Below are 26210 nucleotides of genomic sequence, written 5' to 3'. Positions count from 1 at the left end.
CGGATGTTTCCGGGTAAAAAGAAGAACACGACCATCATTTCCGCACCGACGGAGCGGAAGGTGCCGCAGGCCCTGTCCCGCGCGGCCGGTAAGCCTTGGCTTATCATTGCGGTAATAGCGGCGTTGCCGCTCGTGCTTCTTTTGGCCTTTACCTTTAAAAGTGGTTACACTCCCTCTTCCAAGGGTGGAAAGTTTGATAAAATCGTATCCGTCAAAACCTCCGCCGAACTGGCGGACGAGGCCACTTCGGCTTTGCAAAAAAACGACTACCAAACCTTCTCCGATATCCTGCAAAATAAAATCAAAAACGATGTAAATATCGTCAACAGCAAGGGCGACCCTCTTATCGTAATGGCGGCCACCTTTGGTAATTTGCAGGCGGTGCAGGATTTGGTGCTGGCGGGCGCGGATGTGAATAAGGCCAATTCCTTTTCCAAGGATACGGCGCTTCTGCGCAGTTTGTACGGCAACTTCCCGGAAATTACGCGCTTTTTGGTCTATTCCGGCGCGGATATCAACGCGAAAAATAACTATAACCACTCTCCTATGTATTTGGCGTTGGAAAAACGCCAAGGCGAGTTTATTGACTTATTTCTTTCCAGCGGTGTGAGCGAGGGGCTAAACAGCGATTATTTGTTCCGCGCCTCCGCCACCAAAAACGCAATGGGCGTACTGGCAATGCTCAAAGGCGGGGTGGACCCGAACGTAAAGAACGAAAAGGGCAATACGCCGCTGATTATTTCGGCTTCGCTGGGCGATGTGCCGAGCGTTCGCTCGTTAATGGCCTACCGTGCTGATGTAAACGCCGCCAATAACGACGGTAACACCGCGCTTATTTATGCGGCGCGCTACAACCACCCGGACACTATCCGCGAACTCTTAAAACCGCAGACAATGCAAACGCCTATTGACGTAAATATGCAAAATAAATTGGGGCAAACCGCGCTTTATTGGGGGGCTTCTAAGGGTTTTGAAGATGTTGTCCGCCGTCTGTTGGCCGCCGATGCGGACCCGACCTTGGCCGATAACAACGGAGTAGTTCCCTACATTGCCGCACAGCGGAACGGCCGCGGGCAGATTTTGCAATGGTTTAATAAAGATTTGCGCGAAGTAAAAAATAGTGTGATTGAAGAAGACAACAAGGCCTTAATTGCGCAGGCAAAGGCCGAGGGGCGCGAACTGCCGGACCCAAACGTAGCCACGGCGGAAAAACCGCTGACGGATGACGATATTTTCACGGCAGCCGCACAGGGCGATATGGATTTAGCCAAACGCGTGCTGGATATGAATAAAGCCGTGGTGTTTAACAAGAATAAGGCCGGCTTTACGCCCTTGCATTTGGCGGTGGAAAACGGTCAAATTGAAATGGTGGATTTTTTGATTACCAAGGGTGGACTCTTGTTTGAAGCCTCGCCCAAGGGGAATATTTTGCACTTGGCTGTTTTGTCGCAAAATGTGGATATGTTAAAGCACCTTGTCGTGCTGGCCCGCCGAGAGGGGCGCCTAGCGATGATGCTTGAATATAAGGCTGTGCCCGCTGGTTATAAACAGGCGATGACGCCGCTGGCCTTTGCCGCGATTGCCTGCAACCAAGAGATTTACAATTATTTGGTGTCCGTAGGTGCAAAACCGGGCAATTTGACGACGACGCCCAATATGCTTGGCTATGTAACCCCGGCGGACTTAATGGCGCAATGTAAGGCCAAAGTTACGCAGGCCAAGCAACTTACGCCCACGCCGCAGACGAAGCAACCCGCCAAAAAAACGGCACAAACGCAACCCCGCCGCCGCAGATAATTTTTTAGTGGCTAGATTTTTACAACTCCCAGGGAACTCACCCCGGGAGTTTTTTTATGGTATAAAAATACCCCGCAGAAAATAAATTCCGCGGGGTGCTTTTATATCTAGTAACGGTTACGGATGAATTTTATCCATCATACGCGGGAACGGAATCGTTTCGCGCACGTGCTGTAATCCGCATACCCAGCGGACCATACGTTCAATCCCCATACCAAAGCCGGAGTGCGGCACGCTGCCATATTTGCGCAGGTCCAAATACCACTCGTAGCCTTTGGGGTCCAAACCTTGTTCTTTAATGCGCTGCAACAAGGCGTCGTAGTCGGCTTCTCTTTCGCTGCCGCCGATGATTTCGCCCGCGCCTTCGGGGCCGATGACGTCCACTGCCAAAACCGTTTTGGGGTTTTTGGGGTCGCGCTTCATATAGAAGGCCTTAATTTCGGTGGGGTAGTGGTGAATCATAATCGGGGTGTCGTAATCCTCGCCGAGCAAGGTTTCCTCATCGCCGCCGATGTCTCCGCCCCAAGGGGTGTTGTTACCCTTTTTGTGCAGAACTTCAATTGCGTCCGTATAGTCAATGCGCGGAAATTTCTTTTCCACGGTGGCTTGCAGTTTGGACGTATCACGCCCGAGCGTTTTCAAATCGTCGGCGCGGTTCTTTAACACTTGGGCCACAATGTATTTGATAAAGTCTTCGGCCAAGTCCATATTGTCGTCCAAATCGTTGTAGGCCACTTCGGGTTCCACCATCCAAAATTCGGTCAAATGGCGGCGGGTTTTGCTTTTTTCGGCGCGGAAGGTCGGGCCGAAGCAGTAGGTGCGGCCCAAGGCCATCGCCGAGGCTTCGCCGTATAACTGACCGCTCTGGGATAAAAACGCCTTTTCGCCAAAGTAGTCGGTTTCAAAAAGCGTGCTTGTGCCCTCGCAGGCGGCGGGAGTCAAAATCGGGGAGTCGGACAAGATAAAACCGTTTTTGTGGAAATATTCACGGATAGAAAAAATGATTTCGTCGCGGATGCGCAAAATAGCCGTTTGGCGCGCGGAACGCAGCCACAAATGGCGGTAGTGCATCAAAAATTCCGGGCCGTGCTCTTTGGGGGAAATGGGGTAATCCTTTGCCATTTGCACAACTTCCAAATTTTTTACGCCCAGTTCATAGCCGAGCGGAGAGCGTTTGTCCTCACGCACGGTGCCGGTAACGATAATGGAAGATTCCTGGGTAACTTTATCGCCCAGTTCAAACTGCTCGGGGGAAACTTCGCCCTTGAACATTACGCATTGGATAATGCCGCTGCCGTCACGCAGTTGCAAAAAGTGCAATTTGCCGCTGGAACGCTTGTTATACAGCCAGCCTTTTAAAGTGATTTCTTGGCCGAGATATTGGCCAACATCTTTAACACGAATTTTACTAGACATATATTCCTCTGTAATAAAGAAATAGGCTACATATTTATTTTATCTTTTTTAGCGGGGAAAAGCGACGGAAAAAGACAAAGGGGAAAACGGGTTCATTTTTAACTGGCAACCCGCAGGGTGCAGTCATCCCGTACGTTGTTTTCCTCAGTTTGAGAGTAACAACAGATCCCCGACTAAAACACTCGGGGATGACGACTTTATGAAAAAAACAGGGACACGCTCCGTGTTGGGCGACTTTCAAAAATGATGGCATAAACAAGGCCTTTCCTCTTTTAGTTGTTCTGCGGGTCTTGCCCGCATATAAAAGACGTATAAGGCGGAGGAGTAAGGGCTGTTGTTGGCTGTTAAGGCCGCCCGTGCGTTGCCCATAAAAGCCGGTTTGGACGGTGAAACATTTTTATTTGTTTGAGCGTAGCGAGTTATAAAAATGTCCGGCCAAGCCTGGCTTTTATAACGCTTTGGGCGGCGAGTTTTTTGTCATACTTTTTGTCGGTACAAAAAGTATGAATACGGTTCGCGCCTCTTTGTGTAAAACTTAGGGCACATCCCCCAATAACAATCCCCCGGCGTAGCCGGGGGTTTTTCACATAGGGGTCCTGCCCCTCCTTACTAGCCACGCGTGTAACGCGTCTCAACTGCCTGTCGCTCGCGTTCACTTTCGCTTGTTCCCTTCCCATGGGCTCTTATCAAATGGCAATTGCGCTCCTAATTTATCCTCTCGTAATGGGTTTTTAATATATTCCGCTATCTTGACTTTATTCTTCCCTACCGTATCTACATAATACCCTCGGCACCAAAACTCCCGATTCTTGTACTTATGCTGCATATTCTTCCAACGCTCGTATATTAACAAACTACTCTTCCCCTTTATGTATCCCATTACACTCCCTACGCTGTATTTCGGCGGTATTGATAACAACATATGGATATGATCCGGGCATACTTCCGCCTCTATTATCTCTACCCCTTTCCATTCGCATAATTTACGCAGGATTTTCCCTATCTCCACCCTCTTTTCACGGTAAAACACTTGGCGACGATATTTTGGGGCAAATACGATATGATACTTGCAGTTCCACGTTGTATGTGATAACTTATTTAAGTCATTGGGCATAACAAAGACCTCCTTTTGTTAAATTGCCTGCTAGCACAGGCAATTTATTATACAAAAGGAGTTTTTTTGTCCGGGGGAACGGTAGAACCTTACTGAACCACCGGCCTAGCCGGTGGTTTTTTTGTACCAATAAAAAACCACGCTTTCGCGTGGTTTTTAAATGGTGGACGTGATCGGGATCGAACCGACGACCTCCTCGTTGCGAACGAGGCGCTCTCCCAGCTGAGCTACACGCCCGAAAATCGGCAACTACTTTACTTTCAACATATTTATTATAGCATATACGGAAACAAAAATAAAAATATTTTTATTTTTTCCCGTCGGGGCGATGTTGAAAGAATATCTCTACTTGAAAATATAATTTTTTACTACTATACTATATTTATAGCAAATTTGAGCGAAAACGCTCCCCGTGTTTGGCTCAAATCTATTTGCTTTGGATACTATATGAAAAAACTTTTAATTTTGCTTTTTGGATGTTTCTTCTCCGCCACCACCGCCGGGGCGTGGGGGTTGTTGGATAATTTAGTTGTCCATAACGGAAATCCCTATATCTACAAAAACAGTTTTTTATATTATGTGCTGACTACCAAAAACCCTAAGGTGCGGGTGTGCGTTAGCACCGAGGGTACCAGCACGGACCCCGCCCGTGAAAAAATTACGCGGGATTATTTTGTTCAGTCCACGCAAGAAGCGCTTGATACTTGGGTAACCTTTATCCGCACGCAACTGGGGGAACGCCAATCCGTTCAGGCCGCCCCTACTAAGAGCAAAAAGAAAGCCAAAAAACAGCAGGCTGTTGCTCCCGCGCCCGAATTTGCGCGCAAAGCGGAATTTGCCGATATCTTGGCCGCTCTGCCCCGCCGCATTGAGTTGCAAGTGATTAACCCCAATGGGGAAGATTGTGACAAGAAAATGAGGGGCAAGTACGATTTGCGTATTAAATCGTTAGGAAATTTTCAGTATGGTTCCACAAAACAACAATTTTTTCATCACCGTGGAAATGCAGGTGCTATAAAAGGTGTGTATGATAAAGACAAAACTATTTGGACTCTTTCTCTGCCTGGAAATGACGATTATACCGCGATGGAGTTAGCTTCGCAGGAAGCCGACAAAAACAACCAGGTTTTTGTGGGGGGGTATATGCAGGATTATTCTATGTCCGGCATTGTCTTGCACGAAGTAGGACATTTCTTTGGATTAGCAGACCTGTATGCGGATAAGCAGAATATGGATAAGGTTCACTCCTTGCTCCGCGTTGAACCGCACGAGATGGTTTTTAAGGGCGTGTCTTCTATTATGAATAACGATAATGACGACCTTACTTGCGATGATTTGGAAGGTTTTATCAACGCCGTAGATTTCATTTGGGGTATGGAGGGGAAAACTTCTCCGCGCGTGCAAAACGGCTGGAAGAGCCTGTGCGGAAAGCCTTATATCTATTTGCAAGGGATTCCTGCCAAAGATGCTGCCGATTTGGCAAAAGTACAAGCCTATTTAAGAGATTGGAAACAAAAGGCCGGTTCCGCGGGAGAACTGATGCAACTGGCCCAAGACTGGAAAGCCTATTTGGGTAAAGTGGAACAAGCGCGAGATGCCCGTTGCGAAACTTTACAGGGCAAACGTACGGTTGGCTCGGCCTTGGATAGGCAAGGGCTTGCGCTGTCTGCCGAGTGCAACTATTTAACGCAAAAGGCGGATAAAATCAGAGACATTATAAAACAGCAAATTGCGCCCGTTCAAGAAGCCAACACCAAGGGAAACGCCTCTTCCCAGCAGGTAGCGAAACTTGTGCAAGATTTAAACCAGTACAAAGGGCAATATACTCCGGGCTCCGATGTGCTGGATGCCAAAGGAGTTTTGACGGCCAAACCTATGGATAGTGATTTTTCGTCCATTACTTATCCGTGCTTAGTATGCGGTAAGCCTGTTGGAAATGAAAATGGGTATTTAAGTACAGATGTAAAGGTAAACGGGCGTACTCGCCCGTATCATATCCACGTGGCTTGCGAAGGGAAAGCGCGGGCAAACTGGGCCAAATTGGGTGGGAGTTACCAACATAAAGCCACCCGGCGCACCGTGCCGACTTGGTCGCAACTTACGCAAACGCAGGGGAATAACAATCCTTTGTTTGCGCAAATCGGTGGAGCCACAGCAGTCTCTGCCCAAAAGCCTACGCCTGTTGTGTCTGTTTCTGGCAAAGGTACTAATACGGGCAAAGCGCAAACTTCGTCCAAATCTACGCCCGTGATTAGTGGCAATTATGTGGGCCCGAAAGGAGCGCAGGTGGTGGCGGCTACCTCTAAACCGAAAGTATCCGCCCCAGTGGCTACTCCTAAACCGAGCAAACCTGCCACGGTGGCGAGCAAGCCCCAACAGCCTGTTAATAAGCCTGTAAAGGTGGACAACAGCCCCAAGGCGGCGTTGGACCGCTATATTGCGGCGCACCCTAATTTGCGGGATTCTTTATTGGCCGTCCGCACAGGTTCGGCTCTGCCTACGCAGGCGCGTGAGGTGCAGGAATATCAGGCCTTGTTTGAGGCGTATAAGAACGGGAACGCAACACCTGCCCTGGCAAAAGCGGAAACAAAAGCCGCTCCAACGGCCGATAACAAGGCCAATAATGCGGCTAAACGCAAGGAATTGGAAGCCAAATATAAAGAGCAATGCACCTTGGCTAGTTTTGAGCAGAAGTACGAAAAGGAACTTACTCCTATCCGCAAACGCCTTGCCAAAGGGCAGAAATTGAACCAGCGCCAAACCTCGCTGTGGAACGCATACAGCCAGCGTTTAAAACAAGTGCAAAGCACGCCTTGGTGCCAAAACTTGTCCGCTCAAATAAAAGCGCTTTAATAAAAAACCCCGGGAAACCGGGGTTTTTTAGCATATGGCTATTCTTATTTCCCTCTAAAATGCTAAAATTACTTATATGGCTAAACTAGTACGCGGGTTTAGAGATATCTTTGAACCCCAATCTAAAAATTTTACTGAACTGGAAAACTGCGCCCGCGGCGTATTTTCCCTTTATGGGTTTGGCGAATTGCGCCTGCCCACCGTGGAATTAAAGGAACTTTTTATTAAATCCACCGGCGAAACGACCGACATTGTCCAAAAGGAAATGTACGCGTTTGAAGATGCCGGGCACCGCCAGTTGGCTATCCGCCCCGAAGGAACCCCCGGCGTGGTGCGTGCGTATTTGGAAAATAATTTTACGCAAAACGCGCCTGTGCAAAAATTTTATTACATTGGCAATATGTTCCGTGCGGAACGCCCGCAGGCGGGCCGCTACCGCGAGTTTGAACAAATCGGCGCGGAATACATCGGCAACGCCGCTCCGGCCGCTGATGCGGAAGTGATTTTGATGTTAAAGGACATCGTGGCTAAATTCGGCGCCAAAAACTATAAAGTAAAAATTAATAGTTTAGGGTGCGACAAATGCCGCCCGCTCTACCGCCAGGAACTCATTGATTTCTTGTCTAAGGAAAAAGACACGCTGTGCGAAAACTGCCAAACGCGTTTGGAAAAGAACCCCTTGCGCGTATTGGACTGCAAAATTGACGGCGCCCGTTTTGCGGGCCGCGTGCCGACTATGCACCTGTGCCCCGAGTGCCAAGCCCACTTTGACGAAGTTCAACGCTTGTTAAAGGGCAAAATTGATTTTGAAGTGGACCCGATGCTCGTGCGCGGGCTGGATTACTATTCCCGCACCGTGTTTGAATTTCAGGCGGGCGATGCTTCCCAAAATGCCATTGCCGCTGGCGGACGCTACGATACGCTCATCAAAAATATGGGCGGCCCGGCGACTCCTGCTATCGGCTGGGCAATGGGCGCCGAACGCGTGATTTTATCGCGCGGAGAGGTGGAAAGAGCCAAGGAAAAGAGCATTTGCGTGGTGTCGCTTGAAAAAGATTGCAACGAAACGGCTTTTAACTTAATGCAGGCCTTGCGCGAAGCGGGCGTGCGCACCGAAGGCGGCCTTTTTGAAAAAAACGTAAAGGGCCAAATGAAGCAGGCCGACCGCTGCGGGGCGTCCTACGCGCTTATTTTAGGCGGGGATGAACTGGCTAAAAAAGTAGCCACTTTAAAAGATTTGCAAACGGGTGAACAAACCCAAATTGCTTTTGACGTTTTAACTGACGAGGTAAAAAAACGGATATGAAAAGAACCAATTACTGCGGGGATGTAACCGCGTCCCTGTTAGGCACCAAACAAACCCTGTGCGGTTGGGTGAACAGTTACCGCAACCACGGGGGGGTGCTGTTTATTGACTTGCGCGACCGCACCGGCGTTTGCCAAGTGGTGGTGGAACCCTCTAAACCCTTTTTCAGCGAGGCTTCCGCCGTGCGCAACGAATATGTTTTGCAGGTAACCGGCACCGTACAGCGCCGCATTGAAGGGGCTGTAAACAAAAATATGAAGACCGGGGAAATTGAAGTGTTGGCGGAAGATTTTAAGGTGTTGAACACCTCTATCCCGCTTCCGTTTGATGTGGACAAATCCCGCTCGGTAGCCGAAGAAATCCGCTTGAAATACCGCTATTTGGACTTGCGCAACCCCAAAATGTTTGCCAATTTGCTCCTGCGACACCGCATTGCGCAGTCCGCCCGCCGCTACTTGGACGCTAACGGATTTTTGGAAGTGGAAACCCCTATTTTAACGCGTTCCACGCCCGAAGGCGCGCGCGATTATTTGGTTCCGTCCCGCGTACACCACGGTGAATTTTACGCCTTGCCGCAGAGCCCCCAGATGTTCAAACAAACATTAATGGCCAGCGGCATTGACCGCTATTTCCAGTTGGCCCGCTGCTTCCGCGACGAAGACCTCCGCGCCGACCGCCAGCCCGAACATACGCAGATTGATATGGAAATGTCCTTCGTAACGATTGACGATATCCACGAAATTGTAGAAGGGCTGATGAAGGAAATCTTTAAAACGGCGGGCAAAGAATTAAAGACCCCGTTCCCCAAACTTTCCTACCACGACGCTATGGAAAAATATGGCTCCGATAAGCCGGATTTGCGCTATACGCTGGAAATGAAGAACGTAAATGAAATCTTCAAAAATACAGGCTTTAAGGTATTTAAAGATATCTTGGCCGCTAACGGCGCCATCCGCGCTATCCGTGGCGAAAAAGGCGCGGCCTACTCCCGCGGGCACTTGGATAAACTGACCGAACTTGTTAAAAAGAACGGCGCCAAAGGCCTCGTGTGGATTAAAGTAAAAGACGGCAAGTTTGAAGGCCCGTCCGCCAAGTTCTTTACCGAAGAAGAATTAAAAGCCGTGCAGGCCGCCGTGGCCGCGCAAGAAGGCGATATTATCTTTATCGGCAGCGACGTAAAACTCCACACCTGCCAAATCTTTATGGGTGCTTTACGCAAGGAACTTGTCAAAGAGTTGCCGCAGTTAAGCGACTGGGCTTTTGTGTGGATTACCAACTTCCCGCTCTTGGAATACATCCCCGAGGAAGACCGCTGGGATGCGGCGCATAACCCCTTTACCGCCCCGGTGGAAGAGGACTTGCCCAATTTGGAAAAGGACCCCGGTTCTATCCGCTCCTACCAGTTTGACCTGGTATTAAACGGCAACGAATTGGCTTCCGGCTCCGTGCGCAACTGCCGCCGCGAGGTGCAGGAACGCATTTTGGCCTTGATGAAGCACTCCAAGGAAGAAGCCGCCCGCCGCTTCGGTATGCTGTTAAACGCGTTGGAAGCGGGTGCGCCTCCCCACGGAGGTATCGGCTTGGGGTTGGACCGCATTACCGCGCTGCTCGCCGGGGAAGAGTCCATCCGTGAGGTAATCGCTTTCCCGAAAACGGCGCAGGCTGTCTGCCCGCTGACGGATTCGCCCAATACGGTGGATGATATCCAACTCAAAGAATTGGGCATCAGCATTACCAAAGAGTAATTTAAAGAGCCCCGCCGCAAAGCGGGGCTTCTTTTTTTGCCGTTTTTGCATTATAATAAGAGTATCACATATCGGCGGGTAATTATGGAAAAAAATAAAAAACTACTCCAACTGGGATTTATTATCATTGTACTCTTGGCGTTAGGCTTGGCGTTTATGAAGACGACGGGGGCGGGTTCCGCTTCCCGCCGGACAGCGGGTACGCGCCAAGCGGCGGTTCCCCGTCAGCCTACCTTGGAGGAACTGAAAAATGAAGAATTTTTGGGCGTGGCCCCGTCCGGGCAAGTCGCCGGGCGGTATCAAAACGCTCCGCAACAAACAACGCACCGCCAAGGAAATGCGTATTATCCCGCCTCAAATGCCCCACAAACGGGTTTAAACCAAGGGGACTATACTTTGCGCGCCCCTACCGTAAATAAGCCTTATTCGGCCTCTTACAGCGGTTCCGGGGCTTCTTATATGGGGCAGACAATGCCCGCCAATTACGGCTCATACCGTGCGGGCGTGCCCGGCAATACCGTTTCCGGGGGGGCTAATAATTCCGCCGCGCCCGGTGTTTACCAGCCCACTCGGGAGGAAGCCATCCGCCGCGAACGCGCCAACGCCTTTGCACCCTATTTGGCCGGAGCCAATAAGGACAAGCAAAAACAGTTAAGCAAACAGTTGGAAACGCTTTCCTCCGGCTTGGATAGAGCGATTGCTAAGGCCCTTTTGCCTAAGAGCAAAAAAGACGCCAATATTGAAAAATACCTCCAACGCAATTCCTCGCGTGGCGTTTCCGCCGGGCCTTTTGCCCCGGTGCTGGACCAAGTAGCAGCGCAAAAGGACAGCGTGGTGCAGAGTATGACGCAGGCTTATGGCAAGCAGGCCGGAGCCCAAGCGGGCCGGATGATGGATTCCTTCCAAAAGGAAATGACTTCCGCCGTCAACGCACCCGGACAAACACAACAGCAAATTGCGAACAAAGTGCGCGAAGTGGCTAATAAATACCAACAAAAGTTGGAAAAAATGAGCCAAGACAACGGTTTTAGGCAATTTGAACAAGAACGTTTAACCAAGGATAACCAGTTAAAGGAAGCCCTTGCCAAGCAATACGGTTCCCAAATTGCGGGCGAAGCCGCGCAAGCCATTGATGCGGCCCGTGCCAAAGATATGCAACTGGCGCGCCAAGGGTTGCCCGCCGAGGAATATTATAAACAGCAACTGGAAAACCAGCGCGTGCGCCGCGGTGAAATTGAAAAGGTCATCCACCAACACCAAATGCCCTTGGACGGTTTGCGCAAGATTGAAGACGGTATGCAAATGGAAGAAGTTCAAAGGCAACTGGCTGACGAAGAGGGGGGAAAAGTCCTTCCGCGCAAGCACAAAATGACAGATGCTCAATTAAACGCCGTCCGCGGAGATTTACAGCAACAGCGCAACAGTTTGGTGGGTAACGCCCAACAGATTTACGGCGAAGCCGGGGCTAGGGAAATTGACGCCCTTTTGCAAAAATACCAGCAGGATTATATGGAACTGGCGAACAATCAGGAAATTTCCGCCGCGGAATTTGATAAAAAAGCAATGGAACTGCGCTTGAAGGTAAACCAAGACATCCAAGCGCGCCAAGATTCCCCGCAAATGAAGGAAGCCCGCGTAAATAAGCAGGTGGACGCCATTATGCGCGACCCGTCAGTAGCGCAGTTGCCCGCTGAACAAAAACAGGCGTTGCGCTCCCACGCGCACGATGTGCTGGCCGCAACGTTTGAAAAGATTGATAAGATTAACGCTTCCAATCTTTCCAACGCCGAAAAGCAAAAGCAAATCCAGCAGGCGCAGGCCGAAGCACAGCGCCAACTTTCCGGCCAATAAGTTTTTAGAAGTGATGAAAAACAGCCCCCGGGAAATTTTCCTGGGGGTTTTTCATATATATTAGATTATTTATCCGGGGTGTCCGCGTGTGCGGAAATGAAATCCGCCAGCGGAAAATAGTGGTTTAAAATCGTTTTGTAATCCTGCCCCGCATCGGCGCGCCCGGCGGCGCCCGTTTGGCAAAATCCCACGCCGTGCCCCCAACCGCCGCCGTAAAATACAAAGAATTTCAGTTCGCGGTTTTCGTAATTGGGTTCCACAATAAAGTAACTGCTCCTAAGCATCCCCAAACTTAAATTATTACGGATGACATTTTCTTTATTTAGCGTAACAGTGCCCTTGGTGCCCTTTACAAGCAAGCGGCTTACGTAGCCCGAGCGTCCGCGCCGCAAGGGAATTAAAGCCGTAATGCGGCCGATATCCTTCTTTTGGCGTTTAATCACTTGGCGCAGGTCTTTTTCGTCCACCACGCGCGTCCAACGGTAGGCCGCCAAACTGACGTTTTTGTCGTAGCGGCTGTACGCATCGTGCGGGTATTGCAACAGTTCTTTAAACTGGTAGGGTTGTAACGTATCAAAATTAAAATCTTTGTAGTCGGATACCGGGTTTAAATAGGGCGTTTCGCTCCACCCCGCTTCCTTGGCGCTTTGTGTAATGCCGCCGCAGTTGGCCGAAAATACACTCTCAATCGGCTTGTTTTTGTATTCCAATACTTCGCCTACGGTAGATTCCACGGCGGCGTTTCCGCGCTCGCTTTCCGCGCTTACCCCACCATAAACTTGGCAGTTTTGCGTGTCGCATAAATCATACCCGTAGGACTTGTGCTTTCCCAGGTGTTTTAAGGCGTAAGTGCGGGCCAAAACGGCCTGCGCACGCAAGGCGTTCATCGGAAATTTAGTCGGCATTTCGGACGAAATAACGCCCTGTAAATATTCCTCTATGGTTACAATGTTTATCGGCACCAGCGTATTGTTTTTGGTATTGTGCGTAATTTGCAACTTGCCGCGGTATTCTTTATCGTCCACGCTGGACCAAGTCATCCCAGCACCGCTCATTACGTTTTTTACGATAATGGTGGCCCCTTCACCCTGTGTTTTGGAGGTGGGGGTAATCATTACAGAGCCGGAAAACGATATTTTTTTGCCCGCGGGGGAAGATAAATGCGCTTTGCCGTTTTGCAAAAGGGCCACCCAACTTTCCCGCGCGTTGCCTTTGCCCAACAGTTTGCCTGTTTTGGCATCGGTAACCGTAAAGGCGTGGGACGGAATAAAATGCAAGGCGTGGCGTTCGGGCGGGCGGCCGTTTTGGCGCATCCCGATACCTACTTTTATTTCGCGCGTTTTTACGCCGTCCGGCAAAGCAAAGGGTTTTACAAAGGTGTGCTTTAAAATTTCCTTTCCGCCCGTAAGTTGTTTTTCCGTGCGGGTAATGCGCGGGCGGAGCCTTTCTAGTGCCTGGTTGACCTCGCTATTGCTTTTGTCGGACGAGTAAATCATACGGTACTGGCGGTAGGCTTCGTTGTAATTGCCCAGTTTTTCAAGCACGGCGGCGTAGTGCTTTTTGGCTTCAATAAATTGGTGGTCATAGGTAGAAGCCTTTTCAAACACTTCGGCGGCTTTTTTATATTCTTTATCTTGTTCGTACAAAGTGCCCAGCAGGTAGTTGGCAAGGGCCGGATGAGTGCCGGCGCGGGCGGCCAGTTGCAGGTTATACTTGGCCAGTTTTTTATCCCCAAGGCCGATTTGCGCGCGGGCTAAATTGATGTATAAGAAGCCGGAGCGGTCCTTATCCTCGGGCAGTTGGGCGAGCAGTTTTTCGGCAGAGGCGTATTGCCCGTCCGCCAAAAAGGCTTCGGCGCCCATTTCTATTACTTCGCGGTCTTTGGGATAAATTTTGTAGGCGGCTTGGGCAATGTCCACGGCTTTTTTGGGCTCGTTCTTTTCCATAGCAATAAAAGCCGCATTTAAAAAGGCTTGGCGGTTTTGGGTATCTTTTGAAAGTTGTATGTATTCGTCAAAGGCGTCATCGGGCTTGTAGGCAAAGTACAACTCGCCCGCCTCTTTTAAGCGTTCGGCCTCGGTTTTGGGGGCTTCGTCCGCCCACGCGGCCGTAAAAAGAAAGAGAAAACTAATCAGAAAGATAAAATATTTCACAAAATACCCCAAGGTTACTATTTCTTATATTATATCGTTTTCGGCGGGAAACGCGCCTGTTTTTGTATAATAATTTTTATGACGATTCCGATACCCCAATGGCTTAAAGATTTGGCCGGGCGCAACAAAGCCGCCCTGCGTACTTCGGCCGCGCTCTCGGCGCAGGCTTCTATTGATAAACACATTTTGCACACCGTGTGCCACGCGGCGCATTGCCCCAATAGGGGGGAGTGCTTTAACTGTGGAGACGCTACCTTTATGGTGCTGGGCGATTTATGTACGCGCGGTTGCCGCTTTTGCGCGGTAACCAAGGCGCGTCCCTTGCCACCAGACGAAAACGAGCCCCGGCGGGTGGCCGAAGCCGTAAAGGAGTGGGGCATCCGTTATGCCGTACTGACAATGCCCACGCGCGACGATTTACCAGACGGCGGAGCCGCGCATTTTGCGCGCGTGATTAACGCTATCCACCAACTGACGCCCGAGGTGCTGGTGGAACCCTTAATTTCCGATTTAAAGGGGGATAAACAGGCGCTTAAAACCGTTTTGGACGCGCGCCCGGCGGTACTGGCACACAATGTGGAAACCGTGCAAGAATTGTATAGCGCGGTGCGTATCGGTGCTGATTATAAAAGGACGCTTACTCTCTTGGAAAATTCCAAAAAACTGGCGCCTGAAATTTTTACCAAAACGGGCTTTATGGTGGGTCTTGGAGAAACGGAGGAGCAATTAAAAACCTTAATGAAGGATTTGCGCACCGTGGGAGTTGATTTGCTGACGATTGGGCAGTATTTGGCCCCTTCCGCCACGCATTACCCGGTGGCGCGCTACCCCGAACCGCAGGAATATAAGGCGTGGGAAGAATACGCACTTTCCTTGGGGTTTAAGGGTGTAGCCAGTGGGCCCTTGGTGCGCAGCAGTTACCGGGCCGGGGCGTTATACCGCCGCGCCTTGGCGGGGCAAAGCGTAAAATAGTATAATAAGATTATGAAGAAGATTGTATTCTCTTTTTTTATTTCTTTCTTTATGGCCGCCTGCGCGGGTAATCCGCCCGCTTGGTGGAACCCGTCCAACGCGTATAACGGGGAGCCCCAAGTGCATAAAACTGCGCCCAAGACGGTTAAAGTTGCGCCCCAAAGCGGGGAGCAAACGCTTCCGCCTGCTGAGGAAAATTTAACACCTTTGCCGGATGAAAGTTACGAAGAAATGATTTTAACGCCCTTGCAGGACGAGGAAACCGAGGACCCGGCCAACAAAACGCCCGCGGAACCCCAAAATACAATGGATATTACCCCGTCCGGGAGTGCGGGCAGCGCGCTTCCGCCACCCAGCGTGTTAGAATAATTTAACCACAAAAAAGAGCCCCCCGGTTTACCTAAAACCGAGGGGTTTAATTACTGCTGTTCATTTCAACTCCTTTACTACACTGCTTTCCGCGTTTTACACGCCAACTGCCGGGCCTTACGCCGCTCCGCTTTTCCCGCGGGCCGAAGCAAGTACATCAACCTACGGAAACACTACTCTACTACTGCGCCACTTCATCCACCGCAACAGCCCCGTCCCATAACACCCCAATCAAACCGCCCTTAACGGACTGCCCAACTGGTCGCCGGATACGTCCTGCTCTGTGCCTACCAGACACCCGGACAGTTATGTAACCCAACCGTCCTAGCCTTTCCAAGCGCACAGGCCCAACTCCTTCCGGCCTACGGCACCATTGCTTCTATACCTTTACTACACCGGCGCATCATCCGCTTTTTGCGGCTCCCGGCTTGGTGGGAATTGCTTCCCGTATGGATAGTATAAGCGGATTGGGCGTTTTGTCAAGGGGTGATTTTTTTCTTATTTTTCCCGTCGGAAATCCACGCAAAAAGACAAAAAAAATCCGCACCAGATTTTGCTCCGGCGCGGACTTTTTAGAAAACTAATTTACAGGCTCGTAATGTCGGCTACCGTCTGCGTGAGGTAGCGGCGCACACGCGCCAAGAGCGCCAAGCGGTTTTGCCGCACGGCGGGGTTTTCGGCGTTTACCATTACATCCTTAAAGAAATTTTCCAAAGGCTCTTTAAACGCACCGTAGGTTTTCAGCACATTTAAATATTCGTCCTTGGTTTTGGCGGTATTTACCGCACAGCCCAAGGTAGAATCCACCTCGTGGATTTTGTCGTATAACGCTTTTTCGGCGGGGAGTTCAAACAACTTTTCGTCCACTGCTTCGGTTACGTTTCCGGCTTTTTTAAGGATGTTGCACACACGCTTGGCCGATTCCAGCACGGAGGCAAATTCCGCGCCCGTTTTAACGGTTTCCAACGCACTGACGAGGGCTTCCACCTGCGTGAGGGGGAGTTCGTACCAGTGGGAAACAGCGTTTAACGTGGCGGCATTATGCCCGCGCTGTTCAAGCACTAAGGCCAAACGCTGGAACAAGAAATTCGGCAATTCCTTTAAGCCCTTGTCCGGGGTTCCGGCGGGGTATAAGGAAGCGGATTTTTCCACCAATTCTTTGAGCGAAATTTGCATATCCTTTTCCAACAGCATACGCACCGCGCCAAAGGCTTGGCGGCGCAAGGCGAAGGGGTCTTCGCTGCCCGTGGGGATTTGGCCGATTAAAAAGTTGCCGACCAAGGTGTCCATTTTCCCGGCGAGGGAAACAATGTTGCCTTCTTCTGTGGACGGTAAGGCAGAAGAGGACGTAAGCGGGAAGTAAAACTCTTCCATCGCTTTGGCAGCGTCCTTGCGGCCTTCCAAGGCGGCATATTGCCCGCCCATATAGCCCTGCAATTCCGGAAATTCATACACCACGTGGCTGGCTAAATCCGCATACGCGTGGGAAGCCGCATAATCCACGGTGTTTTTTAACTGGGTTTGGCCTAATTTGTCGCACAGCCAATCCGCCAGTTGCTGGGTTCTTGCAGACTTTTCATACATAGAGCCCAAGCCTTCCAAGAACAGGACGTTTTTGAGTTTGGCTTTAAAGGCGTTTAATCCGGCCTTTTTGTCGTTTTCAAAGAAGAAAACGGCGTCGGACAAGCGCGCGGACATTACTTTTTTAAACCCATCGCGTACTTCGTTTTGGTTTACGGAAATACCGTCGCGCACGGCGATAAAATACGGCTGTAATTCGCCCTTGTCGTTGGTTACGGGGAACATTTTAATCTGCTTTTTAAGAACGGTGGTAATAAGTTCTTTGGGCAAGGTTAAAAATTTAAGTTCAAAGTCGCCGCCCACGGCCACCGGGTGTTCGGTGCACCAGACGGTTTCTTCAATGAGTTCCGGGTCCAAATCCGCGTGATAACCGCGCACGGCGGCTTCGTTGGTAACGGTTTTGATAAGGGCTTCCTTGCGCTCTTCCGGCAATACCAACACAGGTTGCGGCTGGGCGCGCAGGAGGTCGGCATAGTAGGCTTTATCCGCCTGCTCCACCTTAATCGGTTTGCGGCCGAAAGAGGACAGCGGATAGGTGTTGCGGTCCGACGTAACGCCTGCCACGGTAAATTTGATTACCTTATGCCCGTACAGACCGATAAGGGAGCGAATCGGACGGCCGTAGCGCAGGCCGGATTCTTCCCAAATCATATTTTTGGCAAATTCAAGCCCGGTTACAATGCGGGTGAAAATTTCGGGCAGCAGTTTGACCGTCTTTTCGCCTTTGATTTTAACGATGGCGTAAATAAACGGTCCTTTTTCGGTTTCTTTTACGGTTAATTTTTCAGGCAGCAGGCCGTTTTTCTGCGCAAAGCCCGCGCTTTGGGGGGTAAAGTTGCCGTTTGCGTCCTTTAACAGTTTGGCGGGCGGCCCCTTTACTTCCTTTTGCACGTCTAACGATTTTTCGGCCAAATCTTCAATGACTACCACCAAACGGCGGTAGGTGCCGAAGGAGTCAACGGATTTATAGGTCAGTCTTTTTTCGTCCAAAACCTGGGCGGTTAAGGTTTTTAATTGCTTTAAAGCCGGGGCCATAAAGCGGGCGGGCAAATGCTCTACGCCGATTTCCAAAAGCGCGTTCATTTAGCGGCCTCCTCGTCTTGTTTTTCTACACTTTCCACATAGGCTTTGGCGCAGGCCTTGGCTAAATTGCGGATTTTGGTAATGTTGTTGGTGCGGTCGGACACAGAAATCGCCCCACGCGCTTCCAACATATTAAAGTAATGCGAAAGTTTCATCGCGTCGTCATACGCCGGCAGATAGAGCCCTTTTTTGCACAAGGCAAAGCACTCTTCCTCGCACTCTTGGATATAGCGGCGCAGGTGTTCCACATTGGATTCTTCAAAATAATAATGGGAGAATTGGCGTTCGCCCTCGTGGTGTACGTCGCGGTAGGTGATTTCGTCGTTCCAGCGGATATCAAATACGTTATCCACCTTTTGGCAATACATCGCAATACGTTCAAGCCCGTAGGTAATTTCTACCGTAATGGGGTTTAACGCATAGCCTGCCATATTTTGAAAGTAGGTAAACTGCGTAATTTCCATACCGTCCAGCCAAATTTCCCAGCCGACGCCGGAAGCGCCCAAGGTGGGGGATTGCCAGTCATCCTCAATCCAGCGCACGTCATGCTGTTTAGGGTCCAAGCCGATGGCTTTTAAGGAGTTTAAATACATTTCCTGCACATTGGCCGGGGCGGGCTTCATAATTACCTGATATTGGTAATATTTGCCCAAGCGGTTGGGGTTTTCGCCATAGCGGCCGTCGGCGGGGCGGCGGCAGGGTTCCACATAGGCGCGTTTGACGGGCTTTTTGGTTAGCGAGCCGAAAAAGGTTTCCGGGTTGTACGTTCCGGCGCCCTTTTCCACGTCGTAGGGCTGAACAAGAACGCAGCCTTGTTTAGTCCAGTAATGGTTCAAAGCGGATATCATATCCTGAAAATTCATACCGTATTTCATATGTAAGTACATTATATAAAATATAGCCGTGCGGGGGGAAAGGCAAAAACTGGTATAATAAAAATATGATTACCACCGTTATTTTTGATATGGACGGGTTGTTGTTTGATACCGAACTTATCTATTTTGAATGCTATAAAAAGGCCGCCCAAGAGGACGGAAAGACCTTTCCGTTTGAACTGTTTGAATCTTGCGTAGGCATCAGCCGGGAGGAAGCCTCCCGCTTTATGCGCCAGCATTTCGGTCCGCAGGCGGATATTGCGCGGATTAATTCCCGCACAATGGAAATTGTAGAGGAATATTTGGCGGCGGACGGGGAAATTAACTTCCGCCCCGGCGCCAAGGAAGCGGTGGAATATTTTTACAACCGGGGACTAAAAGTAGGGCTGGCCTCCTCCAATATTAGCAAATGGGCGCGCCACTTTTTAACCAAAAAGGGTATTATTAAATACTTTTCCGCCATTACCACTACCGACGACGTAACCAAGCCCAAGCCGGACCCGGAAGTCTATTTAAAAACAGCCCACAAGTTGCACGCGGATGTATCGCAATGTTTAGTGTTTGAGGATTCCGTGGCCGGGGCGACGGCGGCTATTTCGGCGGGGATGCGTACCTGCGTGGTGCCGCAAATCAAACAGCCCAATACATTTGTGCGCGAGAACGCCTTTAAGATTTACAAATCCTTAGCGGATATTTACCCGGATATGGAAGAATTGCTGGGGTAGCGGAAATTTCTTTTCCTTGCTCTTGGGTAGAAAGTATCACAAAGTTCCGTTATTACACATAAAAAACTCCCGGACCGTTTAGCCCGGGAGTTTTTTTATGTTACCAAATGTTTGAGTTATTTGGTTTCGGCGGGGTTGTCGGCCGGGGTTTCAAATAGCGGGCCACAATTGCAGGAACCACAGCATCCGCCGCAAGAGTCTTTTTTCTCTTCGGTGGCAGGTTTTTCCGCTTGAACAGTCGGAGCCGCTTCGGGCTTATTTTCAGCCGCCGGGGCTGGCGCTTGGGAGAGTTCTTCGGCCTTGGCGGAAGATTCGCACGCGCAAGAATCGTGTTCGCCTTCACAGCAGGAGCAGGCTTCGTGCGCTTCTTCCTCGTGGTGGCAGCAGGGGCATTCTTCCACTACTTCTACCGCGCAGGTTTCCTTTTCGGCGCCGTTTTCCACGGTTACAACGACTTCTTCCTGCACCGTTTCAGTTTTGGCCTCTTCGGGGATGTCCTCACCGATTACACCGGGCACAAAGTCCGCCGGCGCGGTGTTGGCACGGGCGGCTTCCAACGCTTTCTCGGTCGGGCGCAGGGTTACTTTGCGCCATTTGCCTTCGCCCTCGCTGGCGGTGGTTACAAATTCATTTTCTTCTACTGCGCGGTGGATGTAGCGGCGCAGTTGCGCGCTCATCGGGCGGAAGCGGAAAACGCTGTTGCCGCGTTTAATCATATCAATACCTTTTTCAATTTCGGCGTTGATTTTGTCTTCGGCCTTTCTCCAATAGTTTTGCGTATCGGTAATGACGGAAATCGGCTTGTCAAAGTGGCGGCTCAATGCCAAGGTGCACAGGTATTGGATGGCTTCCAAGGTTTTGCCCTCTTTGCCAATTACAATAGCCGGGTGGTCGCAGTCAAACGTCAGCAAAATGCGCTGTTGTTTGTCGTCCCACCAAACGTTCAAATTTTCCACCTTAATACCCATATGGGTAAGCACTTTCTCCAAGTATTCCTTGGCTTCGGCCATTGGGGCTTTCAAATTTTCCGGGATGACGGCGTTGCGGATAGCCTCGCAGGGAAGCATTTGGGGTTCGTTGGCCTTAGGAGCCTTTTCGCGCGGTTCGCGCACGTCTAACACGCGTTCGCTTCTGCGGTTATTGCGGCGGTTGCCGTGGGCTTCTTTGCGGTTGTTTCGTCCGTTGCGGGATTTAGAGGGGCGTTTTTTCGGTACGTCCATATAAATTTGCGCATCCAAATTGGCGGTGGACCAGCGTTTCTGGCGCAATTCCACTACCGCCGGGCGGGAACCGATACCCAAGAAACCTTTTTTAGGCGTTTCCAGTACGGTTACTTCCACTTGGTCGCGTCTTAATCCTAATTCTTTTAAACCCTTGGCGATAGCCTCGGATACGTCTTTTGCTTGTACTTTAATTTTATTCGGCATAAAAATGACTCCTTAATTTGCTTTCGCAATTTTGCGGTTAATAAGCGTTTGAATCCCGTAAGTGAGCAGGCTGTTGGTCAGCCAGTAAAGCACCAATCCGGACGGGAAATTCATAAACAACAAGGTAAAAATAAGCGGCATATACTTAAACATAGCCGCCTGGGACGGATCCGTCCCAGCGGGGATATTGCCCTTTTGCTGGAAGAACATCACGGCCCCCATCAAAATAGGCAACAGGTAGTACGGGTCTTTGGACGACAAGTCCGTAATCCAAAACACGAATTTCGCCCCGTGCAAAGACCACGAGGTGCGAAGCGCGTTAAACAGCGCCAGGAAGATTGGCAACTGGATAAGAAGCGGCAAGCAGCCGGCGAGCGGATTGACATTGTACTTTTTGTACAAGTTCAAGGTTTCGCGGTTCAAGGCTTCGGGGTTGCCCTTGTATTTTTCCTGGATGCGTTTCATTTCGGGCTGGACTTTTTTCATTTGGGCGGCCGATTTTAACTGCATAATCGTAAACTTGAACAAAATGGCCTGCAACAATACGGTAAGCATAATAATAGCCACGCCGTAGTTGCCCGTCCACCCGTAGAAGGTTTCCAATACGTTGCGCGCGATTTTGCCCAAGGCGCCAAAGAAACCAAACGCAATGGAGCGGTCCAAATGGTAGGGCAAGGTTAAAAACGCCTTGTAATCCTTGGGGCCAAAATAGAAATCGGAATTATATTCTACTTTGGATTTGGCTTCTACCGTGGTTCCCGCTACGGCAATGGAAAATTGCGGGCCCTTTAAATCGCCTTCACCGGCTAAGCCCCACATCCGTTTTTGGGTACCGATTTTCTCGGAAGAGGCGGTAAAATCGCCCCCTTTCCAGTTCTGCGGAATCAGAACGGAAAGGAAATAGCGGTTTTGAATACCGGCCCACGTCCAAGCCAAGGTGGGCTGTTTGTCTCCTTTAGCGAAGGTTTCCAAGGTCGGTTTTTTCTTGCCTTCTTCCTGCACCAAATAAACGGCTTTGGATTCGCGTTCGTTATCGTTCATTTCGCTTTTTACCGTAGCCAAACCGGGACCAAAATTCCAACTCCACGGGGCGACGGCCAAATTTTGCGAGGTTTTGTTTTCAAACGTAACACTAACGTTATTAATTCCGTTTTCGTTAAAACGGAATGTTTTATAGACGCTAAACCCGGGGACGATGTCGCCCACGAAGGTAATGGAATCCTGCGTGCGGGCAAATTCGGCAAAGTCCACCTGCGGCATAGTGGAGAAATACCCTTCCCCTTTATAAGGAGTCAGGTCCACATCGCCGATAACGTCTTTAAACAAATAGGTTTTAATGCCCGCCCCTTTGGACGAAAACGTAACGTCCGCCTGCGGCAAATTAAGCGTGATTAATTCCTCGGGCTTGGGAGCGGATTTTTTTTCTTTGGATACAGAGATAGGAGCCGCCAGCACGGTTTGGGCACCGTTTGCTTGCTGGGCTTCCTGTACGGATTTTTTCAGTTGTGCCTCGGCGGCTTCCTTGGCCGCGCGGGCTTTGGGGAGGGCGACAAACTGGTTGTAGCCGGTAATTACCAGTAAAAACAGCATTACGGTAATTAAGAACTGTCTGTTATTCATAAAACTCCTCTTGTGGCAAAACCGCCCGGCGCGCCGGACGGCCGGATAAGAGGAAGCGTGAAGGGTAGAAAACCGCGTTTATTAAGGTACCGGGTCGTATCCGCCCGGATGCAAGGGATGGCATTTCAGCACCCGTTTGAGCGCCAAATAGCCGCCTTTAAACGCGCCATATTTCACAATCGCCTGCTTTGCGTATTGGCTGCAAGTGGGTGTGAAACGGCACACCCCGCGCGGACCCAAAAAGGGCCGCACCAGCAACATAAACAAATTGAGCAGTAAAAGTAAAAATTTTTTACACACGAGCGAAAACTGATTCATATGTCCCTCAATAGGATTACGGCAAATTATCTGAAGAGGACAAAAGTAAAGCGGCCTTGCCGCATAGTAACGTGAGCGCGCCTTGCGCTGCTTGTACAGTTGGTAATTTTTCGCTGTTGCGGGGGCTGACGACAATATCCGTCCCCGGCTTGATGTCTTTTCTACTCAGTCTGAACGCTTCTCTTAACAGTCTTTTGGTACGGTTGCGCACAACCGCAGGCCCCAATTTACGGGATACCACTACCGCAAAACGGGCCGGCCGGGTATTCTCCGGACCGGACCGCCACCACAGTACCAATCCAGGGTACTGCAATTTTGCGCCGCCTTGGATAACAGCCTTAAAATCTCTTTTAAGGTGCAGGCGGCTACTTCGCGGCAGACCGTAAGGCGTCATAGCGCTTAGGCGGCTCTGATTAATTCGTGGCGGCCTTTGGCTCTGCGGGCGCTCAATACTTTTCTACCACCGGCGGTAGCCATTCTGGCGCGGAATCCGATGTGTTTGGCACGTCTTCTTTTATTAGGTCTGTATGTCGGTAACATTTTTATCTTATACGTTAATTCTGGCCCGGAAACCGAACTGGAAAAAACGTATCTCCTGTTATTAATTTAAAATCGTTTCTGTATGAAACTTACAGATATTATATCTTTTATTGCAAAATTTTGCCAACCGTTTATAAAATTTTCCGGCTGAACCTTTTATATTATCCCATATCCTAAGGCTGTATGCAACCCCTAAAAAAATGCTATGCTGTACATAATGATATTTACCGACTCGGGCATTATTCTCTTCCGCCAGGAATTTAGGGAAGCGGACCGCATTGTATCGCTCTACACCCGCGAACACGGGCGCTTAAACGCGCGTCTGCCCGGGGTTTTGCGTGCAACGGGCAAATTAAAGGCCATCAGCGAGCCCTTTGCCTGTGCCGATTACCGCTTTTATGTGCGCCGCGGCGGAACGATTGGCACGGTTACGGGCGGCAAAATCAACTCTATTTTTCCGCACATCCGCCAAGATTTAAAGCGTACCACGCTTGCGATGCACTTTTGCGAACTGATACAGCGTTTAACCCCGCTGCACCAGCCGAGCGAAGATAAATACGAACTACTGCTTTCCGCCTTGACCGAATTGGAATATGGCGAAGTCAATTCCGCCTTTGCGGCGGCCTTTACCTTGCGGTTAATGACCTTGGCGGGCTTTGGATTGGAAAAACCTGTACTTAAAATTCCGGCTGAATTTTGGCATCGTATGCACGAGGACGAACTTTCCTCGCTCGTGTTTTCGGAGCCGGCGGATTTGCTTTCCCTGTCCAAGTGCAATAGCGTCTGCCGCCGCTTTTTGAACCAATATCTAACTTACCCGCTAAATACGCTAAAAAACTTCGGGCTAAACGAGCCCACACCATTAGCGGAAGAGGACCAGACCGAACTGGAAGAACTTGTTTTGCACCCCGCGCATTAAAACACCTTGCCGGAATTTACCGCAATTAGTACAATGAAATTTAAGGAGAAGAAAATGAATTATAAGAAAGTATCTGCTGTATGCCTGTTGCTTTTATCGCTTTGTATGGCCGGAGCGGCCAATGCCCAAACCAAAAAAGATAACCGTTTTGTAGGCGGTGTTTTTGGCGTTAGAGTGGGTGAAGCGGTCAAAAAAATTTATGCGAGCGTAAAAACCCCGGTCAAACCCGCGGCTAAAAAACGCCCCTATTATACCTCTTGGCAAACGGCCATTTTAAAGGCCCACCAAGATATGAATAGAGCCAACGGTCCTTTGGGGGCTTCTGTTTCCAAAGCCGTAGTCAAGGCCCGCGCTACTTCTTACGAGGAAAACCGCTTGTCGGATTTCTTTTCCAAATTGGCCGCTACGCGCCCATCTGTCTTTACGCAGTCTTGCCGCACCTCTTATACAATGCTTACCCGCGCGGCCAGAGAAAATAAAATCTTTCATCACTATAAATTAACCGCGATTGACGTGCGCGATTTTTGCTATATGCCCAAAGATGTGGTGGCGTATTTTATTGAATTTTTTAAAGGCAAGGCCTATCCGTATCAGGCGGCCCAATACAAAAAAGCCATTTTGCTTACCTTAAAAAATCCCAAGGACGAACGCAACCGCACCTTGTCTATTGTGGTGGATACGGAAAGCCAAGTCTTGTTCCTCAATTACAATAAACCCGCTAATTTGCAATACAGCCCGCTGTTGCAAGGGTCTTATGTTCCCTTGGCAGTACGGTAAATTAATTGCTAACTTATAAAAACCTCCCGGGCCAAACGGTCCGGGAGGTTTTTGCCAATAAGACATTGTTAAGCCTCTCTTTTCTCAGTTTTTCCCTCTTTAAACAACAATTTGCCACAGTTATCCCTCTACACAAAAGACCTATACAAATCCTAGGTCTTGACAATTTACAGTTTTATTACTACATTATTAAATAATGGAGCACAAAAATAAAATTTACCTTTCTAAACTGGCTGATATTTATAGCGGCTATTCCTTGCGGGATGTTTCAAAAGTGGGCTCCGCAGGGAATATTTATTGGGTTCAACCGCAAAATGTTTGGACGCAAGACTTCACTGCCTTACCACGCCTTAACATAAAATTATCTAAAAACATTACGCTTTTGCGGGAACAAGATATTTTGCTGACAAACCGCGTTCATTTTAGGACCGCCACTTGCGCGAGTTTGCCCACCAAGCCCTGTTTAGCGTCCTCGGCTATATGGATAATCCGTGTAAAATCCGGCCCATTATATGCCCCGTTTTTGACCTTTTGGCTAAACTCATCAGCCGGGCAGCGAGCCTTGCAAGAGCGAACAAACGCTTTTTCCACGCTTAAATCCCTTAAAAAAGAGGATTTAGCCACCCTTGCTATTCCCTTGCCGCCGATTGGGCAACAAAAACAGTTAGCAAATTTGTACACTTGTTGTATAACGCAGCACAACTTGCAGACAAAAAAATTTAATTTACAGTTAAGATTATTGGATGCCTTATCTACCCATTTATAGGAG

General features: G+C 49.8%; 21 protein-coding genes and 1 tRNA gene. 11 read left to right on the top strand and 11 right to left on the bottom strand.

What is annotated here, in order from left to right:
* The first annotated feature begins 3 nt into the window (after window positions 1–3).
* Complete coding sequence (locus tag B2118_RS00640; RefSeq protein WP_428052411.1) at window positions 4–1797, top strand: ankyrin repeat domain-containing protein; 1794 nt, start codon at window positions 4–6, stop codon at window positions 1795–1797.
* 117 nt (window positions 1798–1914) lie between these two features.
* Here B2118_RS00640 and asnS read toward each other — a convergent pair whose 3' ends face one another.
* The 3 genes from asnS to B2118_RS00625 all read right to left on the bottom strand — a co-directional run bounded on the left by asnS (window position 1915) and on the right by B2118_RS00625 (window position 4564).
* Entirely contained in the window at window positions 1915–3213 is a 1299-nt protein-coding gene (gene asnS, locus B2118_RS00635; RefSeq protein ID WP_428052409.1) for an asparagine--tRNA ligase, read from the bottom strand.
* A 652-nt stretch (window positions 3214–3865) separates the two neighbouring features.
* Window positions 3866–4327, bottom strand: a complete 462-nt coding sequence (tnpA, locus tag B2118_RS00630; RefSeq protein ID WP_428052407.1) for an IS200/IS605 family transposase — start codon at window positions 4325–4327, stop codon at window positions 3866–3868.
* Between the two features lie 161 nt (window positions 4328–4488).
* Window positions 4489–4564, bottom strand: a tRNA-Ala gene (locus tag B2118_RS00625).
* A gap of 210 nt (window positions 4565–4774) precedes the next feature.
* Here B2118_RS00625 and B2118_RS00620 point away from each other — a divergent pair.
* From B2118_RS00620 to B2118_RS00605, 4 genes are all read left to right on the top strand, one after another.
* A complete protein-coding gene (locus B2118_RS00620; RefSeq protein WP_428052405.1) occupies window positions 4775–7180 on the top strand; it encodes a hypothetical protein in 2406 nt (801 codons plus the stop codon).
* A 76-nt stretch (window positions 7181–7256) separates the two neighbouring features.
* A complete protein-coding gene (gene hisS / locus B2118_RS00615; RefSeq protein ID WP_428052403.1) occupies window positions 7257–8486 on the top strand; it encodes a histidine--tRNA ligase in 1230 nt (409 codons plus the stop codon).
* Window positions 8483–10231 (top strand): aspartate--tRNA ligase, encoded by a 1749-nt coding sequence (gene aspS / locus B2118_RS00610; RefSeq protein WP_428052401.1) that lies wholly within the window; start codon window positions 8483–8485, stop codon window positions 10229–10231. The genes hisS and aspS overlap by 4 nt, the downstream gene beginning before the upstream one ends.
* A gap of 84 nt (window positions 10232–10315) precedes the next feature.
* On the top strand, window positions 10316–12082 hold the full coding sequence (locus tag B2118_RS00605; protein ID WP_428052399.1) for a hypothetical protein: 1767 nt from the start codon (window positions 10316–10318) through the stop codon (window positions 12080–12082).
* 65 nt (window positions 12083–12147) lie between these two features.
* On the opposite strand, the gene B2118_RS00600 is transcribed toward B2118_RS00605, so the two are convergent.
* Window positions 12148–14235 (bottom strand): SpoIID/LytB domain-containing protein, encoded by a 2088-nt coding sequence (locus B2118_RS00600; RefSeq protein WP_428052397.1) that lies wholly within the window; start codon window positions 14233–14235, stop codon window positions 12148–12150.
* An 84-nt stretch (window positions 14236–14319) separates the two neighbouring features.
* Between B2118_RS00600 and lipA the strand changes: the two genes are divergently transcribed.
* Window positions 14320–15207, top strand: coding sequence for a lipoyl synthase (lipA, locus tag B2118_RS00595; RefSeq protein WP_428052475.1), 888 nt, complete (start codon window positions 14320–14322; stop codon window positions 15205–15207).
* 12 nt (window positions 15208–15219) lie between these two features.
* On the top strand, window positions 15220–15576 hold the full coding sequence (locus tag B2118_RS00590) for a hypothetical protein (protein WP_428052395.1): 357 nt from the start codon (window positions 15220–15222) through the stop codon (window positions 15574–15576).
* A gap of 585 nt (window positions 15577–16161) precedes the next feature.
* Here B2118_RS00590 and glyS read toward each other — a convergent pair.
* Together glyS and B2118_RS00580 are read right to left on the bottom strand one after the other, a co-directional pair.
* Complete coding sequence (gene glyS, locus B2118_RS00585; protein ID WP_428052393.1) at window positions 16162–18240, bottom strand: glycine--tRNA ligase subunit beta; 2079 nt, start codon at window positions 18238–18240, stop codon at window positions 16162–16164.
* A complete protein-coding gene (locus B2118_RS00580; protein ID WP_428052473.1) occupies window positions 18237–19103 on the bottom strand; it encodes a glycine--tRNA ligase subunit alpha in 867 nt (288 codons plus the stop codon). Before B2118_RS00580 ends, glyS begins: the two co-directional genes overlap by 4 nt.
* A gap of 77 nt (window positions 19104–19180) precedes the next feature.
* Here B2118_RS00580 and B2118_RS00575 point away from each other — a divergent pair, with 77 nt between their 5' ends.
* Window positions 19181–19840, top strand: a complete 660-nt coding sequence (locus B2118_RS00575; protein WP_428052392.1) for an HAD family hydrolase — start codon at window positions 19181–19183, stop codon at window positions 19838–19840.
* Window positions 19841–19956: 116 nt separating this feature from the next.
* Here B2118_RS00575 and jag read toward each other — a convergent pair whose 3' ends face one another.
* The 5 genes from jag to rpmH all read right to left on the bottom strand — a co-directional run bounded on the left by jag (window position 19957) and on the right by rpmH (window position 23745).
* Window positions 19957–21267 (bottom strand): RNA-binding cell elongation regulator Jag/EloR, encoded by a 1311-nt coding sequence (gene jag / locus B2118_RS00570; protein ID WP_428052390.1) that lies wholly within the window; start codon window positions 21265–21267, stop codon window positions 19957–19959.
* 12 nt (window positions 21268–21279) lie between these two features.
* Window positions 21280–22887 (bottom strand): membrane protein insertase YidC, encoded by a 1608-nt coding sequence (yidC, locus tag B2118_RS00565; RefSeq protein WP_428052388.1) that lies wholly within the window; start codon window positions 22885–22887, stop codon window positions 21280–21282.
* An 81-nt stretch (window positions 22888–22968) separates the two neighbouring features.
* The gene (yidD, locus tag B2118_RS00560) at window positions 22969–23187 is read right to left on the bottom strand and encodes a membrane protein insertion efficiency factor YidD (RefSeq protein ID WP_428052471.1); all 219 of its coding nucleotides are present in this window, start codon (window positions 23185–23187) and stop codon (window positions 22969–22971) included.
* A 34-nt stretch (window positions 23188–23221) separates the two neighbouring features.
* Complete coding sequence (rnpA, locus tag B2118_RS00555; protein WP_428052386.1) at window positions 23222–23599, bottom strand: ribonuclease P protein component; 378 nt, start codon at window positions 23597–23599, stop codon at window positions 23222–23224.
* 5 nt (window positions 23600–23604) lie between these two features.
* Window positions 23605–23745: a 50S ribosomal protein L34 gene (rpmH, locus tag B2118_RS00550; RefSeq protein WP_177747011.1), complete on the bottom strand. Its 141-nt coding sequence runs from the start codon at window positions 23743–23745 to the stop codon at window positions 23605–23607.
* A gap of 217 nt (window positions 23746–23962) precedes the next feature.
* On the opposite strand from rpmH, the gene recO reads away from it, so the two are divergent.
* The 3 genes from recO to B2118_RS00535 all read left to right on the top strand — a co-directional run bounded on the left by recO (window position 23963) and on the right by B2118_RS00535 (window position 26207).
* Window positions 23963–24664, top strand: a complete 702-nt coding sequence (recO, locus tag B2118_RS00545; RefSeq protein ID WP_428052384.1) for a DNA repair protein RecO — start codon at window positions 23963–23965, stop codon at window positions 24662–24664.
* A gap of 54 nt (window positions 24665–24718) precedes the next feature.
* Complete coding sequence (locus tag B2118_RS00540; RefSeq protein WP_428052382.1) at window positions 24719–25441, top strand: hypothetical protein; 723 nt, start codon at window positions 24719–24721, stop codon at window positions 25439–25441.
* 196 nt (window positions 25442–25637) lie between these two features.
* The gene (locus tag B2118_RS00535; protein WP_428052381.1) at window positions 25638–26207 is read left to right on the top strand and encodes a restriction endonuclease subunit S; all 570 of its coding nucleotides are present in this window, start codon (window positions 25638–25640) and stop codon (window positions 26205–26207) included.
* Window positions 26208–26210 lie beyond the last annotated feature (3 nt).

It is taken from the genome of Candidatus Avelusimicrobium stercoris, assembly GCF_002437085.1.
In the GTDB taxonomy this organism is placed as follows: Bacteria; Elusimicrobiota; Elusimicrobia; order Elusimicrobiales; family Elusimicrobiaceae; genus Avelusimicrobium; species Avelusimicrobium stercoris.
The sequence above is the reverse complement of the archived record's forward strand: the minus strand, read 5'-3'. Positions and strand labels throughout refer to the sequence as shown.

Coding starts and splice junctions, on each gene's coding strand:
- B2118_RS00640 (WP_428052411.1), top strand. CDS start 4: ATGTTTCCGGGTAAAAAGAAGAACACGACCATCATTTCCGCACCGACG.
- asnS (WP_428052409.1), bottom strand. CDS start 3,213: ATGTCTAGTAAAATTCGTGTTAAAGATGTTGGCCAATATCTCGGCCAA.
- tnpA (WP_428052407.1), bottom strand. CDS start 4,327: ATGCCCAATGACTTAAATAAGTTATCACATACAACGTGGAACTGCAAG.
- B2118_RS00620 (WP_428052405.1), top strand. CDS start 4,775: ATGAAAAAACTTTTAATTTTGCTTTTTGGATGTTTCTTCTCCGCCACC.
- hisS (WP_428052403.1), top strand. CDS start 7,257: ATGGCTAAACTAGTACGCGGGTTTAGAGATATCTTTGAACCCCAATCT.
- aspS (WP_428052401.1), top strand. CDS start 8,483: ATGAAAAGAACCAATTACTGCGGGGATGTAACCGCGTCCCTGTTAGGC.
- B2118_RS00605 (WP_428052399.1), top strand. CDS start 10,316: ATGGAAAAAAATAAAAAACTACTCCAACTGGGATTTATTATCATTGTA.
- B2118_RS00590 (WP_428052395.1), top strand. CDS start 15,220: ATGAAGAAGATTGTATTCTCTTTTTTTATTTCTTTCTTTATGGCCGCC.
- glyS (WP_428052393.1), bottom strand. CDS start 18,240: ATGAACGCGCTTTTGGAAATCGGCGTAGAGCATTTGCCCGCCCGCTTT.
- B2118_RS00580 (WP_428052473.1), bottom strand. CDS start 19,103: ATGAATTTTCAGGATATGATATCCGCTTTGAACCATTACTGGACTAAA.
- B2118_RS00575 (WP_428052392.1), top strand. CDS start 19,181: ATGATTACCACCGTTATTTTTGATATGGACGGGTTGTTGTTTGATACC.
- jag (WP_428052390.1), bottom strand. CDS start 21,267: ATGCCGAATAAAATTAAAGTACAAGCAAAAGACGTATCCGAGGCTATC.
- yidC (WP_428052388.1), bottom strand. CDS start 22,887: ATGAATAACAGACAGTTCTTAATTACCGTAATGCTGTTTTTACTGGTA.
- rnpA (WP_428052386.1), bottom strand. CDS start 23,599: ATGACGCCTTACGGTCTGCCGCGAAGTAGCCGCCTGCACCTTAAAAGA.
- rpmH (WP_177747011.1), bottom strand. CDS start 23,745: ATGTTACCGACATACAGACCTAATAAAAGAAGACGTGCCAAACACATC.
- recO (WP_428052384.1), top strand. CDS start 23,963: ATGATATTTACCGACTCGGGCATTATTCTCTTCCGCCAGGAATTTAGG.
- B2118_RS00540 (WP_428052382.1), top strand. CDS start 24,719: ATGAATTATAAGAAAGTATCTGCTGTATGCCTGTTGCTTTTATCGCTT.
- B2118_RS00535 (WP_428052381.1), top strand. CDS start 25,638: ATGGAGCACAAAAATAAAATTTACCTTTCTAAACTGGCTGATATTTAT.